The following is a 13,477-nucleotide window of genomic DNA, read 5'->3' as shown; positions in this document are numbered from 1 at the left end:
GAAGGCCCCCGATCTGCAGTGCAGATCAGGGGCCTTCGTGCGGGTGTCCGAGGGGGGACTTGAACCCCCACGACCTAATACGGCCACTAGCACCTCAAGCTAGCGCGTCTACCAATTCCGCCACCCGGACAGGTGGTCACCGTGTCGGCGACATGGAGACTCTAGCACGGAGAAAGGGCCGTGCCACCTCCGCATACGCCCATCCGGCCCGTTCGTGAACAGAGTCACTCGGCGGCAGCGCGGATGCCCTCGAGGAGGCTGAGCACGGGGTCGATCTCGTCGAGCGCCCGAGCCGCCGACGGATCCTCGCGTTGCTGGTCGAGCTGGTGGCGGAGGTCCTCGAGCGCCGCCGCAGCCAGGCAGGGCAGCGGAGCGCGGGGAGGAGCCTCCCCGGACTCGACGGCGACATGGATCTCGGCCAGCACCGCCCGCAGCTCGTGCAGGCTCGTCGCCTCGAGATCCGTGATCGCGTCGACGCGCGCACGAGCCGCGAGGGACGCGCAGCGGCGCAGCAGCTCGTCGGTCCGCGCGGGGCGCGGCCGGGCGACGATCGGGGAGGCGATCTCGGGGACCGCGGCGACCTCAGCGGCCTCGATGGTCGACTCCCCGGGCAGCAGAGCGCCTGCGTCGAGCACATCCTGCTCAGCGAGGGCAGGGGCGACGGGTCGGAACGAGCCCTCGTGGGTCGTCGCGATCGCGGACATGTCCACCTCCATGTGGGTCCTCGGTGTGCCCGCTGTCCGCCGACCCCTCTCCGGGGCGCTGCGGTGGACGCCGGGCATCGCCACCAGAACAGAACTTTACTCATCCTTTACTGGGAAGTCCATGAGTGGGGGACCACGCGGCGCGCCACGGCCGCGTGTCGGTGACGAGTCCGCAAGGGTGGAAGGATTCTGCTCATGGTCCATGTCTTCTTCCACGAGCCGCGCATCGCGGGCAACACGGGCAGCGCGATCCGGCTCTCCGCGGTCACCGGCGCGCCTCTGCACCTCATCGAGCCCCTCGGCTTCGACCTCGAGGACTCCAAGCTGCGTCGCGCGGGACTCGATTACCACGATCTCGCCACGACGACGGTGCACCCTGACATCGAGGAGGCCCTCGCGGCGCTCCCGGAGTCCCGCGTCTTCGCCTTCACCTCCCACATCGAGCACTCCTTCGCGGACGTCGAGTACCGGGACGAGGACGTGCTGCTGTTCGGTGCGGAGCCGACGGGCCTGCCCGAGGAGGTCCTGGCCCATCCGCGCATCACCGCCCAGGTGCGCATCCCCATGCTCCCCGCCCGGCGCTCGCTCAACCTGGCGGCCGCCGCGTCGATCGCGGTCTACGAGGCGTGGCGACAGCAGGGGTATCCCGGCGGCGCCTGACCCTGACCCTCGCCGGCGGCTCACATCCCGAGCGCGGACCGCACGAGCGGCGCGCCCAGGAGCCCCAGGAAGGGACCCGCGAGCAGCACCGGGCCGAAGGCGAAGCGCGATCCGCCCGAGCCGGTCGCGATCATCACCGCGACCCCGATGATCCCGCCCAGCAGAGCGGTGCCGAGCGCGCCCGCGATGAGCACCTCGGGTCCCAGCGCCGTGCTCATGAGCACGACGGCCGGCGCCGTCTTCGCATCCCCCATGCCGATCAGCTGCGGCGCGAGCAGGGCGATCCCGATCCCCGCCGCGGCCACCACGAGTGAGAAGACCGCGGCCGCGCCGAGCCGGGGACGCAGCGCCGGCTCGAGAAGCGCGAGCACGCCCAGGACGAGCGCGAGCAGGACCGTGAGCGAGGCGACCCAGCGGTTGGGCAGGCGGTGCTGGGCGCCGTCGATCGCGCTGAGCACGACGGCGTGGGGGAGGTACACCGCGAGCAGCGGGACCAGGAGGATCTCGGGGACGGGGCTCACGCGCTCATTCCAGCAGATGCGCGGCGCGCGGGCACCGACTCATCGCCGCGCTGTGGACGACGCCCCCTGGGGAGGGCCGTCGGCCCTGCGCGGCGGGTCAGCGCACGGGGACGGGGAGCGTCGAGGAGACGCGGATGATCCGGCGTCGCATCCACACCCGCTTCTCGCCGCCGTAGTAGTGGCGCGTGCGCACGAGGTCCCAGCGCCCGTACTCGGACTCGGCCGCGAGCGCCGTGCGCACGCTGCGGATCGAGGTCCCCCGCGGGACGGCGAGGACCTGGAACTCGTAGTCGTCGGGGGAGCGGCCCTTCTCGACGGGGAGATCGCGGCCCCCGATCAGGGAGGGCACGGGCAGGCGGCGGAACGGCGGGGGACCCTGCGGACGGGGCACGAGCACTCTCCTCACAGGAGCGGATCGGCGCGGCGCCGAGCGGCAGGGCGCGGCTCGCGTCCGGGTGCCGTCCGGTGTCGACGGGGACTGTCCATTCTGCCCGGCGACGGGGTACGGTCCAACCATGAACACGGACCCGCGTTCGGCCCTCGCCGCACTCATCGCCGCTCTGGAACGACACTACGAGGCCGCCGCCTCCTCGCGCGGCGACGACGACCCCGCCCTCGAGGCGGCAACTGAGGGCCTGACCACGGCCTTCGACGCGTACGACGATGCCCTGTTCGACGCCTACGACGTGGCGACGCCGCTCATCGTCTTCGACGGGGACGACGAGGACGACGACTACGAGGACGACGACGACTACGACGACCTCGATGACGACGATCTGGACGACGACGGCTTCGAGGACGACGAGGATGGCGAGGAGGGTCCCGACGGTGAGGGCGAGTTCGACGGCGCCCAGGACCTGGAGCGCTGAGAGCACCTTCCCGACCGGCTGACGGGGAGACCTTCCCTACTCCTCCGGCTTCCACGGCGCGCGGCGCCCGCCCCACAGGCGGGCGCCGCGTACTGTGTGCGGGGCGCTGAGCGCCCGGCCTCCGTCCCCGAGCACTGCAGGAGAACGCGTGTCCATCCTCGATGCGATCATCCTCGGCATCGTCCAGGGGCTCACCGAGTTCCTGCCCGTCTCCTCGAGCGCGCATCTGCGCGTGGTCGGCGAGCTGCTCATGCCCGGCCAGGATCCCGGCGCGGCCTTCACGGCGATCGTGCAGCTGGGCACCGAGACCGCCGTCCTGCTGTACTTCTGGAAGGACATCACGCGGATCATCGGCCGCTGGTTCCGGGCGCTGGTCGGCAGGGTCCCGCAGTCGGACCCCGACGTGCGCATGGGGTGGCTGGTGATCATCGGCTCGATCCCGATCGGCGTGCTCGGGCTGGCCTTCGAGGAGCAGATCGACAGCGGTCTGCGGAACCTGTACATCACCGCCGCGATGCTCATCCTGTTCGGCGTGCTCCTCGCCGCCGCGGACCGCCTCGGGCCCCAGCGCAAGCAGCTCACCGAGCTCAGCTGGAGGGACGGCATCCTGTTCGGCCTCGCCCAGGCCCTCGCGCTGATCCCCGGCGTCTCCCGCTCGGGCGGCACCATCACCGCCGGTCTCGCGATGGGCTACACCCGCAAGGCCTCCGCGCGCTACGCCTTCCTGCTCGCGGTCCCCGCGGTCTTCGCCTCGGGCCTCTACAAGGCGGCCAAGGAGGTGCCGCCGCTGCTGAGCGCGGACGGCCGCGCCGCGGCGGCCGCCTCGGGACAGCCCTCGCTGCTCGCGATCATCATCGCGACCGTGGTCGCCTTCGGCATCGGCTACGCGGTCATCGTCTGGTTCATGAAGCTCATCGAGAACCGCTCCTACCTGCCCTTCGTGGCCTACCGCATCGCCGCCGGCGCGCTGCTGCTGGTGCTGCTGACCACGGGCGTGCTCGACCCGCTCGCGGGCTCGACCGCCTGACGCACGGCGGCTCCCGCCGTCGGCGGCCCGTGCCGCGGACGCGTCGTGTGGTCCATCCCTCCCGCCCCGCCGGGCCGGGGGACGGGGTCCGTATGATCATCGGGTGCGCTCCTGGAACTCGCCCCTGATCAGCCCGCTTCCCGCTTCCGGGCTCCCGCCGCGGCTACACGACTCCCGCACCGGTCGCATCGAGCCCGTGCCCGTGCTGACCCCGGGGCGCGCGCGCCTGTACGTCTGCGGCATCACCCCGTACGACGCGACCCACCTGGGCCACGCCGCGACCTACCACGCGGCGGACCTCATGCGCCGCGCCTTCCTCGATCAGGGACTCGAGGTCGAGCTCGCCCAGAACGTCACCGACGTCGACGACCCGCTGCTCGAGCGCGCCGACCGCGACGGCATCGACTGGCGCGACCTCGCCCAGCGGGAGACCGACCTCTTCCGCGAGGACATGGCGCACCTGCGCATCCTCGCCCCGCAGACCTACCGCTCGGTGAGCGAGTCGATGGACGGGATCATCGGCCTCGTCGACGGGATCCGGCGCGCGGGCCGCGCCTACCAGGTCCCCACCCCCGACGCCGCGGGCGAGGACTGGTACCTCGATCTGGCGATGGACGGCTCCCTCGGCGCGGTCTGCGGGTGGAGCGAGGAGCAGATGCTCGAGGTCTTCGCCGACCGCGGGGGAGACCCCGAGCGGCCCGGCAAGCGCGGCATCTTCGACCCTCTGCTGTGGCGCGCGGAGCGCGAGGGCGAGCCCGCCTGGGACGCAGGCGAGCTGGGCCGCGGCCGCCCGGGCTGGCACGTGGAGTGCGTGTGCATCTCCCGCGACGCCCTGGGCCTGCCCGTCGACGTACAGACCGGAGGGCGCGATCTCGTCTTCCCCCATCACGACATGTGCGCCGCGCACGCCACGGCGCTCGGCCGCCCCTTCGCGGCCGTCTACCCGCACACCGGGATGGTCGCCTATGAGGGCGAGAAGATGAGCAAGTCGCTGGGCAACCTCGTCTTCGTCTCCAAGCTCGTCGGGGCGGGAACGGATCCGATGGCGATCCGCCTGGTCCTCATGGCCCACCACTACCGCTCCGACTGGGAGTGGACCGACGCCGAGCTGGCCGCGGCCGAGGAGCGCCTGGCCGCCTACCGCGCCGCCGCCCACGACGCCGAGCGCAGCGGTTCCGCGGCCGACGGGGAGGCCGGGTCGCCCCGCACGGAGATCGTCGCCGCGCTGCGCCACGCCCTGCGGGAGGACCTCGACACCCCGACCGCGCTCGCGGTGCTCGACGACTGGGCCGCCGGCCGCCCCCTCGACGCCCGCCTGGCCGCGCCTGCCGAGGACGCCGAGGCCGCCCCGGCGCGCTCGGTGGACGAGGGCGATCGGGCTTCCGAGCAGCCGTCCGACGTCCCCGCGGCGCTCGACGCGCTGTTCGGGATCGTCCTGGACTGACCGCCGCCGCGCTCGGAGGGAGCCTCCCGGTCGATCCTGCGGGGCTCCGCTCCTCCGGGTGCGCCCTGGGCCTTCAGTCCTCGCCCTCGCGGCGGCGCAGGAAGCGCTCGAACTCCTTGGCGATCGCATCGCCCGAGGCCTCCGGGAGGTCCTCGGCGTCCTGCGCCTCCTCGAGCCGCGCGACGTACTCGGAGATGTCCGGGTCGTTGCGCGAGAGCTCCTCGACCCCGCGCTCCCAGGCCTCGGCGTCCTCCTCGAGCTCCTGCATCGGCAGCGGCGCGCTGACATGGTCCTGGAGCGCTCGCACCAGGGCGAGCACGGCCTTGGGCGAGGCGTTCTGCGAGACGTAATGGGGGACCTGCACCCAGATGCTCGAGGTCCGCACGCCCAGGCTCACGGCCGCGCGCGCGAGCACGGTGGGGATGCCGATCGGCCCCTCGTACGACTCGGCGTCGGCCTGCTCGGCGGTGCCCGGCTCGATCTGGTCGCTCACCGGGAGCGGCCGCGTGTGCGGGGCGTCGGCCAGGAGCGCGCCCAGGGAGATCAGCCGGGTGGCGTCGGCCCCCAGCAGGCGGTCGAGGACCCGACGGCAGAACGCGCCCCAGCGCAGGGACGGCTCGGCGCCGTGGACGAGCAGCAGCTCGGGTCCGCGGGGAGGGGTCACCAGCTCGATCCGGGTGTCCGGCCAGTCGATGACCTTGCGGCCGTCGGCGTCCAGGCGCAGCTCGGGGCGGTGCACCTGGAAGTCGACGAACTCCTCGGCCGGGATCCGGGCGATGGTGCGGGAGGGCCAGGCCGACAGCAGGTGCTCGATGGCCCCGGTCGCCGCTTCGCCGGCGTCGTTCCAGCCGCTGAAGGCACAGATCGCGATGCGGGTCATCCCCGCAGTCTAGGACCCTCCAGGTCGCCCGCGTAGGGTGCGGTGACGTGGCCGTCACCTGCGACGCCACCCGGATGCCGACCGCCCGCACGGTCCGTCCGCCGCCCGCCTGCGACCACGCCGGAGGATCGATGCCCGCGCCCAGCCTGCGCCTGCCCGGACTGCCGCCGATCCGGATCTCCGGCGCGACACTGGTGATGGTCGCCGTGATCACCCTGCTCGCCGCCCCGGGCTTCCGCATCATCCCCGGCATCACCTCGGCCGAGGTGCTGGTGCTCTCCCTCGCCGTCGGCGTCTCGCTCGTCGTCTCCGTGGCCCTGCACGAGATCGGCCATGCCCTCGTCGCGCGGGCCTCCGGCGCGCACGTCGACCACATCGCGCTCACCCTGTGGGGAGGCCACACCACCTACCGGGCCCGACGGGTGGGATCCCTGCCCTCGGTCCTGATCTCCCTCGCCGGTCCCGCCGTGAACCTCGTCATCGCCGTCGCGGCGGCGCTGGCCGAGCGCGCGGCCCCCGGTGCCGGCAGCTCCCACCTGCTCACGATGATCTCGAGCCTGAACTGGGCGCTCGCGGTGTTCAACGTGCTGCCCGGGCTGCCGATGGACGGCGGCCGGGCGCTCGAGTCCCTGCTCGGCGCGCTCCTGCGCAGCCCCCGCACGGCCACCCGCATCACCGCCTGGATCGGACGGGTGATCGCGATCGTGGTCGTCGCCGGCCCGCTGCTCGCCGCGCTCCGGTTCCCCGGCAGCACGAGCCTGATCCTCGTGCTGTGGGGCGTGATGATCGGGATGATGCTCTGGCGCGGCGCCGGCGACGCCCTGCGCGAGGCGGGTCTGCGCGAGCGCGTGCTCGCGCTGCGCGCAGGAGATCTCATGGTCCGCATCCCCCTCGTGCGGGCCGACGCACCGCTCACCTCGCTGCCCTCCGGGGCCGAGGATCCTTACGCGGCCGCGCAGCCCGCGGACGCCACCGAGCGCGGGGTCCCGCACCTTCTCGTGCTGGACCCGTCGCACGGCGTCGGCGTCCTCGACGAGCAGGCCCTCGCCTCCGTGCCCGAGGCCCAGCGCCCTGCCGTCCCGACGGGCGCGGTGACCACCTGGCTCGGCGCCCCCGGGCGACTCTCCGAGGACCTCTCGGGAGAGGACCTCGTGGAGGCGGTGCAGACCCAGCGCCGGGCCGTGCACCTCGTGATCGGGGACAGCGGGGAGATCGTCGGCGTCGTCACCACGGCGATGATCGATCGCGCCCTCCAGCAGGGCTGACGCCTAGACTGGTGTGCATGACCTCAGCCGCCGATGAGACCCCCCTGCACAGGGCTCCGCAGGAGACTCCGCAGAGCACCCCGCAGCCGCAGTCGCCCCAGCCCGCCCCGCGGGCGGAGCGGCCGGGACTGGACCGCACGGGGCCCTTCGTCCTCGGCGACAAGGTCCAGCTGGCCGACTCCAAGAACCGTCTGCACACGATCACCCTGCGCGAGGGCGGCGAGTTCCACAGTCATCGCGGCGTCCTGCGCCACGCCGATCTGCTCGGCGCGGAGGACGGCGTGATCGTCGAGGACTCGCAGGGCAACCCCTTCCAGGCGCTCCGGCCCCTCTATGCGGACTACATGCTCTCGATGCCCCGCGGCGCCGCGATCATCTACCCCAAGGACTCCGCGCAGATCCTCATGTGGGGCGACATCTTCCCCGGCGCCCGCGTGCTCGAGGCGGGCGTGGGGTCGGGCGGGCTCACCACGGCGCTGCTGCGTGCGATCGGCGAGCACGGGAGCCTGCGCTCGATCGAGCGCCGCGAGGAGTTCGCGCAGGTCGCCCGCGAGAACGTCGAGACCTTCTTCGGCGGCGCGCCCTCGACCTGGGACCTGCGGATCGGGGACTTCCAGGACGTCGCCGCGCAGATGGCCCGCGAGGGGGAGAGCGCGGACCGCGTGGTCCTGGACATGCTCGCGCCCTGGGAGTGCGTGGACGCCGCGGCCGAGGTCCTCGTCTCGGGAGGCGTGTACCTCGCCTACGTCGCGACCGTCACCCAGCTCTCACGCACTGCGGAGGCGCTGCGGGACCACGGCGAGTTCACCGAGCCCTCCGCCTGGGAGAGCTTCGTGAGGCCCTGGCACCTCGAGGGCCTCGCCGTGCGTCCAGAGCACCGCATGAACGCCCACACGGGCTTCCTGCTCACTGCGCGCCGCACCGCCCACGGCACCCAGGCCCTGCGGCGCACGCGTCGGCCCGCGCCGGGCTCGCAGGACGAGGCCGAGGTGAACCATCCGGACAACGAGGGCTTCGGCGGCTCCACCACCGAGTGGGGCGGCGAGGACCTGGGGGAGCGCGGCGTCGCGCCCCGCAAGATCAAGCGAGCCCTGCGGGACATCCGCCAGGGCAGGGACCGGTGAGGATGAAGACCTACCAGGAGATGACCGAGGAGCTCGAGCGCTTCGCGGCCCAGAACGACCGTCTGGTGACGAGCCTGCGCTCCGCGCGGGCCCAGATCGTCGACCTCAAGAGCGATCTGGAGCGCGTGGGCGATCCGCCGAACTCGTACGCGACCTTCCTGCGCCGTGCCGAGGGCACCACCGTGGACGTCCTCCACAACGGTCGCCGTCTGCGCGTGGCGACCAGCGCCGACATCGGCCTCGAGGCGCTCCGCCCCGGCGCGGAGCTGCGGCTGAACGAGGGCCTCGCGGTGGTCGAGGTGGTCGACGCCCAGGAGACCGGCAGCGTGATCGTCGTCGAGGAGGCCCTCGCCGACGGCCGTGTGCTCGTGCAGGTCGGGCCCGACGACCTGCGTGCCTTCCGGCGCTCGGGCGCCGTCGCCGAGATCACCCTGGACGCGGGCGACCACGTGCTCGCGGATCTGCGCGCCCAGCTCGTCCTCGAGCGCATCGATCGTGCGGAGATCACGGACCTCGTCCTCGAGCAGGTGCCCGACACCTCCTTCTCCCGCATCGGCGGGCTCGGCGAGCAGATCGAGGCGATCCGGGACGCCGTCGAGCTGCCCTTCCTGCAGCAGGACCTCTACCGCGAGTACGGGCTGCGCCCGCCCAAGGGCGTGCTGCTGTACGGCCCTCCCGGCTGCGGCAAGACGATGATCGCCAAGGCCGTCGCCCACGAGCTCGCCGTGCGCTCGGCCGAGGCCCGCGGGGTGAGCGTCCAGGAGGCTCTGCAGCGCTCCTTCTTCCTCAACGTCAAGGGCCCCGAGCTCCTGAACAAGTACGTCGGCGAGACCGAGCGCTCGATCCGCCTGGTCTTCGAGCGCGCCCGCGAGCACGCCGAGTCCGGGCACCCCGTGGTCGTCTTCTTCGACGAGATGGAGTCCCTGTTCCGCACCCGCGGCACCGGGCTCTCGAGCGACGTCGAGACCACGATCGTCCCCCAGCTGCTCGCCGAGATCGACGGCGTCGAATCCCTCGAGAACGTCATCGTCATCGGCGCCTCGAACCGCGAGGACATGATCGATCCGGCGATCCTGCGCCCCGGCCGCCTGGACGTGAAGATCCGCATCCGCCGGCCGGATGCGGACGCCGCCCGCGAGATCCTCGGGCTCTACCTCGATGCGGGCGTGCCCCTGCGCGAGGACCGCGACGCGCTGCTGGACCTCACGGTCTCCGAGATCTACGCCGAGGGCGAGCACACCGCCTTCGTGCGCCTGGAGTACTCCGACGGCACCGCGGAGACCCTCCACTTCCGCGACTTCGTCTCCGGCGCGACCCTGCGCAACATCGTGGACCGCGCGAAGAAGTACGCCGTCAAGGACTACCTGGAGACGGGCGTGCCCGGGATCGCCGGCGCGCACCTCAGCGCCGCGGTCGCCCAGGAGTTCGCGGAGAACGAGGACCTGCCCTCCGGCGCGCACCCCGATGACTGGGCCCGCATCTCCGGTCGCCGCGGCCGCCGCGTGGAGCACGTCGTGCCGCTGCGCGCGGGCGGGGTGCCCGCCGCGCAGGACGAGGCCGACGGGCCGACGGGGGAGGAGCCTCGCGATGCATGAGGCCACCGACCCCACCGGAGCCGCCCGCCCCCTCGTCACCGAGCGCGTGATGGGCATCGAGACCGAGTTCGGCATCCTGCACGCGGACCTCGGCGCACGCAGCGGCGAGGCCTCGAGCTCGATCGCGCTCAGCCATCTCGTGGTCGGCGCCTACGCCCTCCTGCACCCCGACCAGGGCGCGCGGGGCCGGCGCGTGCGCTGGGACTACGGCGACGAGTCGCCGCTGCAGGACGCCCGCGGCTTCGAGATCCGTCGCGCCGCCGCGCACCCCAGCCAGCTCACCGACCAGGTGCACGACGCCCACCTCCCCAGCATCGACCTCGACATGCCGCTGCCCGCGCCCGAGGTCGCGCCCGAGGGATCGGACGCCGACGTCCTCGCCTGGGCGGGACGCCGGTCGATCGGCAACAGCGTGCTGGTCAACGCCGCCCGCCTCTACGTCGACCACGCCCACCCCGAGTACTCCTCTCCCGAGGTGACCACGGCGCGCGAAGCCGTGGTCTGGGACCGCGCGGGGGAGGTCGTCGCCCAGCGCGCCATGGACGTGCTGCGCGCAGCCGACGACGTCCCGGACGTCGCCCTGTACAAGAACAACACCGACGGCAAGGGCGCCTCCTACGGCACCCACGAGAACTACCTCCTGGAGAGGTCGGTGCCCTTCGACCGCGTGGTCGAGGCGCTGCTGCCGTTCTTCGCGACCCGCCAGATCCTCGTCGGCGCCGGACGCGTGGGCCTGGGCACCCGCGGCGGCGAGCCGGGCTTCCAGATCTCCTCGCGCGCCGACTTCTTCGAGGAGGAGGTCGGCCTCGAGACCACGCTGGACCGACCGATCGTCAACACGCGCGACGAGCCCCATGCGGACGCCGCGCGGCATCGCCGGCTGCACGTGATCATCGGCGACGCGAACATGCTCGAGGTCTCCACCTTCCTGAAGATGGGCATGACGAGCCTCGTGCTCGCGGCCCTCGAGGCCGAGCACGCGAGCGGCGAGCGGATCCTGCCCGGGATCGCGCTCGCGGACCCGGTGCAGGCGCTGCGCTCGATCAGCCACGACCCCGCCCTGCGCACCACGGTGATGACTGCCGAGGGCGACGAGGTCACGGCGCTGCAGATCCAGCGCGCGTACCTCGAGGCGATCTCGGCGCGCGCGGACCGCACGGACCGCGAGACCGCCGAGGTCCTGGACCTGTGGCGCGACCTCCTGGACGCGCTGGAGACGGACCCCGCGCGCGCCGCGGACCGCATCGAATGGGTCGCCAAGCACCAGCTCCTCGAGAGCTACCGCGTCCGTGGGGGGCTGGAGTGGGACGACGCGCGCCTGCGCGCGATCGACCTCCAGTTCACCGATCTGCGCCCGGAGCGCGGCCTCTTCGCGAAGCTGCGCGCGGCCGGTCGCGTGCGCACCCTCGTCGGCGAGCAGGAGGTGCTGGACGCCGTGCTCGCCCCGCCCGCCTCCACGCGAGCCCATCTGCGCGGCGGCCTCGTGCGCCACCACCAGGCGCGGGTGCCGTCGGCGGGATGGGACGTCATCACCCTCGCGGGCGAGGCGCCCGGCGGCGACGCGGCGACGACCTCGCGCGTGCGGCTCGCCGATCCGCGCGCCGGGTCCCGCGCCTGGTGCGAGGCCCGCGGGCTCGACCCCGCCGCTCCGCTGCCCGAGGTGCTCCAGGCCCTCGCGCGCGCGGCTGAGGGCCCGTCGGAGCCGGCCCCACGACCGACCGCAGCACCGACCCCAGCCCCCACCCCATCGGACATCCCCCCGGAGGAGACGAGATGACACAGCAGAGCCTCAGCGGATCCGGCCCGTCGGACGACGAGCAGAGCGACGACGAGACCCTGGCCGGCGGCCAGGTCTTCGCCTCCGCGCAGGGCGCGGACGATCTCCTGGACGAGATCGACTCGGTTCTCGAGTCGAACTCCGAGGAGTTCGTGCGCTCCTTCGTCCAGAAGGGCGGTCAGTGAGCTGATGGAGCGCCGCATCGGGGGACTGGAGACCGAGTTCGGGCTCGTGTGCGTGAGGGCCGACGGCACGCGCGCCCTCGAGCCCGAGGCGGCCGCGCGCGAGCTGTTCCGGCCCGTGGTCGCCCAGGGCCGCTCCTCGAACGTGTTCCTGCGCAATGCCGCCCGCCTCTACCTCGACGTCGGCTCGCACCCCGAGTACGCGACGGCCGAGTGCGACGACTGGTGGGAGCTGGTGGCGCAGGACAAGGCGGGGGAGCGGATCCTCGCCGACCTCATGGCGCGCGCGAACGCGGCCCTCGCCGAGCGCGGCGAGGACGCCCGCATCCACCTGTTCAAGAACAACGTGGACCACGAGGGCAACTCCTTCGGCAGCCACGAGAACTACCTCGTGGACCGTCGCGGCGAGTTCACCCGGCTGCCGCGGATCCTGCTGCCCTTCCTCGCCACCCGCCAGATCGTCACCGGTGCGGGCGGCGTGGTCACCGAGGAGGACGGCGCCTCCCGCTTCGTGTTCTCGCGGCGCAGCGACCACATGTGGGAGGCCGTGTCCTCGGCGACGACCCGCACCCGCCCGCTGATCAACACGCGCGACGAGCCCCACGGGGACCCCACGCGCTTCCGCCGTCTGCACGTGATCGTGGGCGACTCGACCATGTCCGAGGTCTCCACGTGGCTGCGTTTCGCGACCACCGACCTCGTGCTGCGGCTCATCGAGTCCGGCCGCGCGGTCGACGTCCCCGAGCTCGAGGACACGATCTCCGCGATCCGCGTCGTCGCCCGAGACCTCCCCGGCACCGAGCCGCTGCCGCTCGCGAGCGGCCGCACCGCGAGCGCCCTGCAGATCCAGCAGCGCTATCTCGACCTCGTCGCGCCCGTCGCCCGCGAGGACGAGCACGACGTCCTGGAGACCTGGCAGCGCGCCCTGGACGCGGTCCTCACCGGCGACCGCTCCTGGGCCGCGCAGACCCTGGACTGGGCGATCAAGGAGAGACTGTTCACCCAGGTCGCCGCGCGCCACGGGCTCGACCTGGGCGATCCGCGCATCGAGCGCCTCGACCTCGCCTACCACGACATCGACCCGGAGCAGGGCCTCGCGGCCTCGCTGCGCCGGCGCGGACAGGCGCCCTCCGTGCTCTCCGAGACGGCGATCGAGTCCGCACGTGCCGCAGCGCCCGCGACGACCCGCGCCCACCTGCGCGGGCGCTTCGTCACCGCGTCCGAGGAGGCGCACGTGGACCACGTCGCCGACTGGACCACGATGCGGCTCGTGCGCCAGGGCGCGATGCCCGTGAGCGTCATGGACCCGTTCCAGACCGAATCGGAGCAGGTGGATGCGCTCATCGCCCAGATCCGCGCAGACGGATCGACGGACGCGGCACCACCCGCCTGAACCCCGCGGGGGAGCGCGCCCGCTCAGCGGATCGAC

The 13,477-nt window shown here is 73.0% G+C and carries 14 protein-coding genes and 1 tRNA gene; 10 read left to right on the top strand and 5 right to left on the bottom strand.

The window, feature by feature from the left end; genetic code table 11:
* Positions 1–44: 44 nt before the first annotated feature.
* Both ACFQ53_RS03510 and ACFQ53_RS03505 read right to left on the bottom strand, forming a co-directional pair.
* A tRNA-Leu gene (locus ACFQ53_RS03510) sits at positions 45–130 on the bottom strand.
* 94 nt (positions 131–224) lie between these two features.
* Entirely contained in the window at positions 225–704 is a 480-nt protein-coding gene (locus tag ACFQ53_RS03505; RefSeq protein ID WP_377855393.1) for a hypothetical protein, read from the bottom strand.
* A gap of 195 nt (positions 705–899) precedes the next feature.
* Between ACFQ53_RS03505 and ACFQ53_RS03500 the strand changes: the two genes are divergently transcribed.
* Positions 900–1,364: a tRNA (cytidine(34)-2'-O)-methyltransferase gene (locus tag ACFQ53_RS03500; RefSeq protein WP_377855390.1), complete on the top strand. Its 465-nt coding sequence runs from the start codon at positions 900–902 to the stop codon at positions 1,362–1,364.
* A 20-nt stretch (positions 1,365–1,384) separates the two neighbouring features.
* On the opposite strand, the gene ACFQ53_RS03495 is transcribed toward ACFQ53_RS03500, so the two are convergent.
* A complete protein-coding gene (locus ACFQ53_RS03495; RefSeq protein ID WP_377855387.1) occupies positions 1,385–1,885 on the bottom strand; it encodes a prepilin peptidase in 501 nt (166 codons plus the stop codon).
* A 97-nt stretch (positions 1,886–1,982) separates the two neighbouring features.
* On the bottom strand, positions 1,983–2,276 hold the full coding sequence (locus ACFQ53_RS03490; protein WP_377855384.1) for a DUF5703 family protein: 294 nt from the start codon (positions 2,274–2,276) through the stop codon (positions 1,983–1,985).
* A 124-nt stretch (positions 2,277–2,400) separates the two neighbouring features.
* Here ACFQ53_RS03490 and ACFQ53_RS03485 point away from each other — a divergent pair, with 124 nt between their 5' ends.
* The 3 genes from ACFQ53_RS03485 to mshC all read left to right on the top strand — a co-directional run bounded on the left by ACFQ53_RS03485 (position 2,401) and on the right by mshC (position 5,225).
* Complete coding sequence (locus tag ACFQ53_RS03485) at positions 2,401–2,754, top strand: DNA primase (protein WP_200500726.1); 354 nt, start codon at positions 2,401–2,403, stop codon at positions 2,752–2,754.
* A gap of 148 nt (positions 2,755–2,902) precedes the next feature.
* Positions 2,903–3,781, top strand: a complete 879-nt coding sequence (locus ACFQ53_RS03480) for an undecaprenyl-diphosphate phosphatase (protein WP_377855380.1) — start codon at positions 2,903–2,905, stop codon at positions 3,779–3,781.
* Between the two features lie 103 nt (positions 3,782–3,884).
* Positions 3,885–5,225 carry a cysteine--1-D-myo-inosityl 2-amino-2-deoxy-alpha-D-glucopyranoside ligase gene (mshC, locus tag ACFQ53_RS03475; protein ID WP_377855377.1) on the top strand — a complete coding sequence of 447 codons (1,341 nt, stop codon included), beginning with the start codon at positions 3,885–3,887 and terminating at the stop codon, positions 5,223–5,225.
* 73 nt (positions 5,226–5,298) lie between these two features.
* On the opposite strand, the gene ACFQ53_RS03470 is transcribed toward mshC, so the two are convergent.
* Complete coding sequence (locus tag ACFQ53_RS03470; RefSeq protein ID WP_377855374.1) at positions 5,299–6,105, bottom strand: PAC2 family protein; 807 nt, start codon at positions 6,103–6,105, stop codon at positions 5,299–5,301.
* A gap of 131 nt (positions 6,106–6,236) precedes the next feature.
* Between ACFQ53_RS03470 and ACFQ53_RS03465 the strand changes: the two genes are divergently transcribed.
* Genes ACFQ53_RS03465 through pafA form a run of 6 tightly spaced genes read left to right on the top strand, consistent with a single transcriptional unit; the run spans position 6,237 to position 13,441 of the window.
* Positions 6,237–7,370, top strand: coding sequence for a M50 family metallopeptidase (locus ACFQ53_RS03465; RefSeq protein WP_377855371.1), 1,134 nt, complete (start codon positions 6,237–6,239; stop codon positions 7,368–7,370).
* Positions 7,371–7,387: 17 nt separating this feature from the next.
* Positions 7,388–8,494, top strand: a complete 1,107-nt coding sequence (locus ACFQ53_RS03460; RefSeq protein WP_377855368.1) for a tRNA (adenine-N1)-methyltransferase — start codon at positions 7,388–7,390, stop codon at positions 8,492–8,494.
* Positions 8,495–8,496: 2 nt separating this feature from the next.
* Positions 8,497–10,089: a proteasome ATPase gene (gene arc / locus ACFQ53_RS03455; RefSeq protein ID WP_377855365.1), complete on the top strand. Its 1,593-nt coding sequence runs from the start codon at positions 8,497–8,499 to the stop codon at positions 10,087–10,089.
* Positions 10,082–11,866: a depupylase/deamidase Dop gene (dop, locus tag ACFQ53_RS03450; RefSeq protein WP_377855362.1), complete on the top strand. Its 1,785-nt coding sequence runs from the start codon at positions 10,082–10,084 to the stop codon at positions 11,864–11,866. The genes arc and dop overlap by 8 nt, the downstream gene beginning before the upstream one ends.
* Entirely contained in the window at positions 11,863–12,051 is a 189-nt protein-coding gene (locus tag ACFQ53_RS03445; protein ID WP_249480158.1) for a ubiquitin-like protein Pup, read from the top strand. The genes dop and ACFQ53_RS03445 overlap by 4 nt, the downstream gene beginning before the upstream one ends.
* Positions 12,052–12,055: 4 nt before the next feature.
* Complete coding sequence (gene pafA, locus ACFQ53_RS03440) at positions 12,056–13,441, top strand: Pup--protein ligase (protein WP_377855357.1); 1,386 nt, start codon at positions 12,056–12,058, stop codon at positions 13,439–13,441.
* The last annotated feature ends 36 nt before the right edge of the window (positions 13,442–13,477 follow it).

It is taken from the genome of Brachybacterium sp. NPDC056505, assembly GCF_042794925.1.
In the GTDB taxonomy this organism is placed as follows: Bacteria; Actinomycetota; Actinomycetes; order Actinomycetales; family Dermabacteraceae; genus Brachybacterium; species Brachybacterium kimchii.
The sequence above is the reverse complement of the archived record's forward strand: the minus strand, read 5'-3'. Positions and strand labels throughout refer to the sequence as shown.

Excerpts from the sequence above, each read along its gene's own strand:
- ACFQ53_RS03505 (WP_377855393.1), bottom strand. The coding sequence starts at position 704 with ATGTCCGCGATCGCGACGACCCACGAGGGCTCGTTCCGACCCGTCGCC.
- ACFQ53_RS03500 (WP_377855390.1), top strand. The coding sequence starts at position 900 with ATGGTCCATGTCTTCTTCCACGAGCCGCGCATCGCGGGCAACACGGGC.
- ACFQ53_RS03485 (WP_200500726.1), top strand. The coding sequence starts at position 2,401 with ATGAACACGGACCCGCGTTCGGCCCTCGCCGCACTCATCGCCGCTCTG.
- ACFQ53_RS03470 (WP_377855374.1), bottom strand. The coding sequence starts at position 6,105 with ATGACCCGCATCGCGATCTGTGCCTTCAGCGGCTGGAACGACGCCGGC.
- ACFQ53_RS03465 (WP_377855371.1), top strand. The coding sequence starts at position 6,237 with ATGCCCGCGCCCAGCCTGCGCCTGCCCGGACTGCCGCCGATCCGGATC.
- ACFQ53_RS03460 (WP_377855368.1), top strand. The coding sequence starts at position 7,388 with ATGACCTCAGCCGCCGATGAGACCCCCCTGCACAGGGCTCCGCAGGAG.
- arc (WP_377855365.1), top strand. The coding sequence starts at position 8,497 with ATGAAGACCTACCAGGAGATGACCGAGGAGCTCGAGCGCTTCGCGGCC.
- dop (WP_377855362.1), top strand. The coding sequence starts at position 10,082 with ATGCATGAGGCCACCGACCCCACCGGAGCCGCCCGCCCCCTCGTCACC.
- ACFQ53_RS03445 (WP_249480158.1), top strand. The coding sequence starts at position 11,863 with ATGACACAGCAGAGCCTCAGCGGATCCGGCCCGTCGGACGACGAGCAG.
- pafA (WP_377855357.1), top strand. The coding sequence starts at position 12,056 with ATGGAGCGCCGCATCGGGGGACTGGAGACCGAGTTCGGGCTCGTGTGC.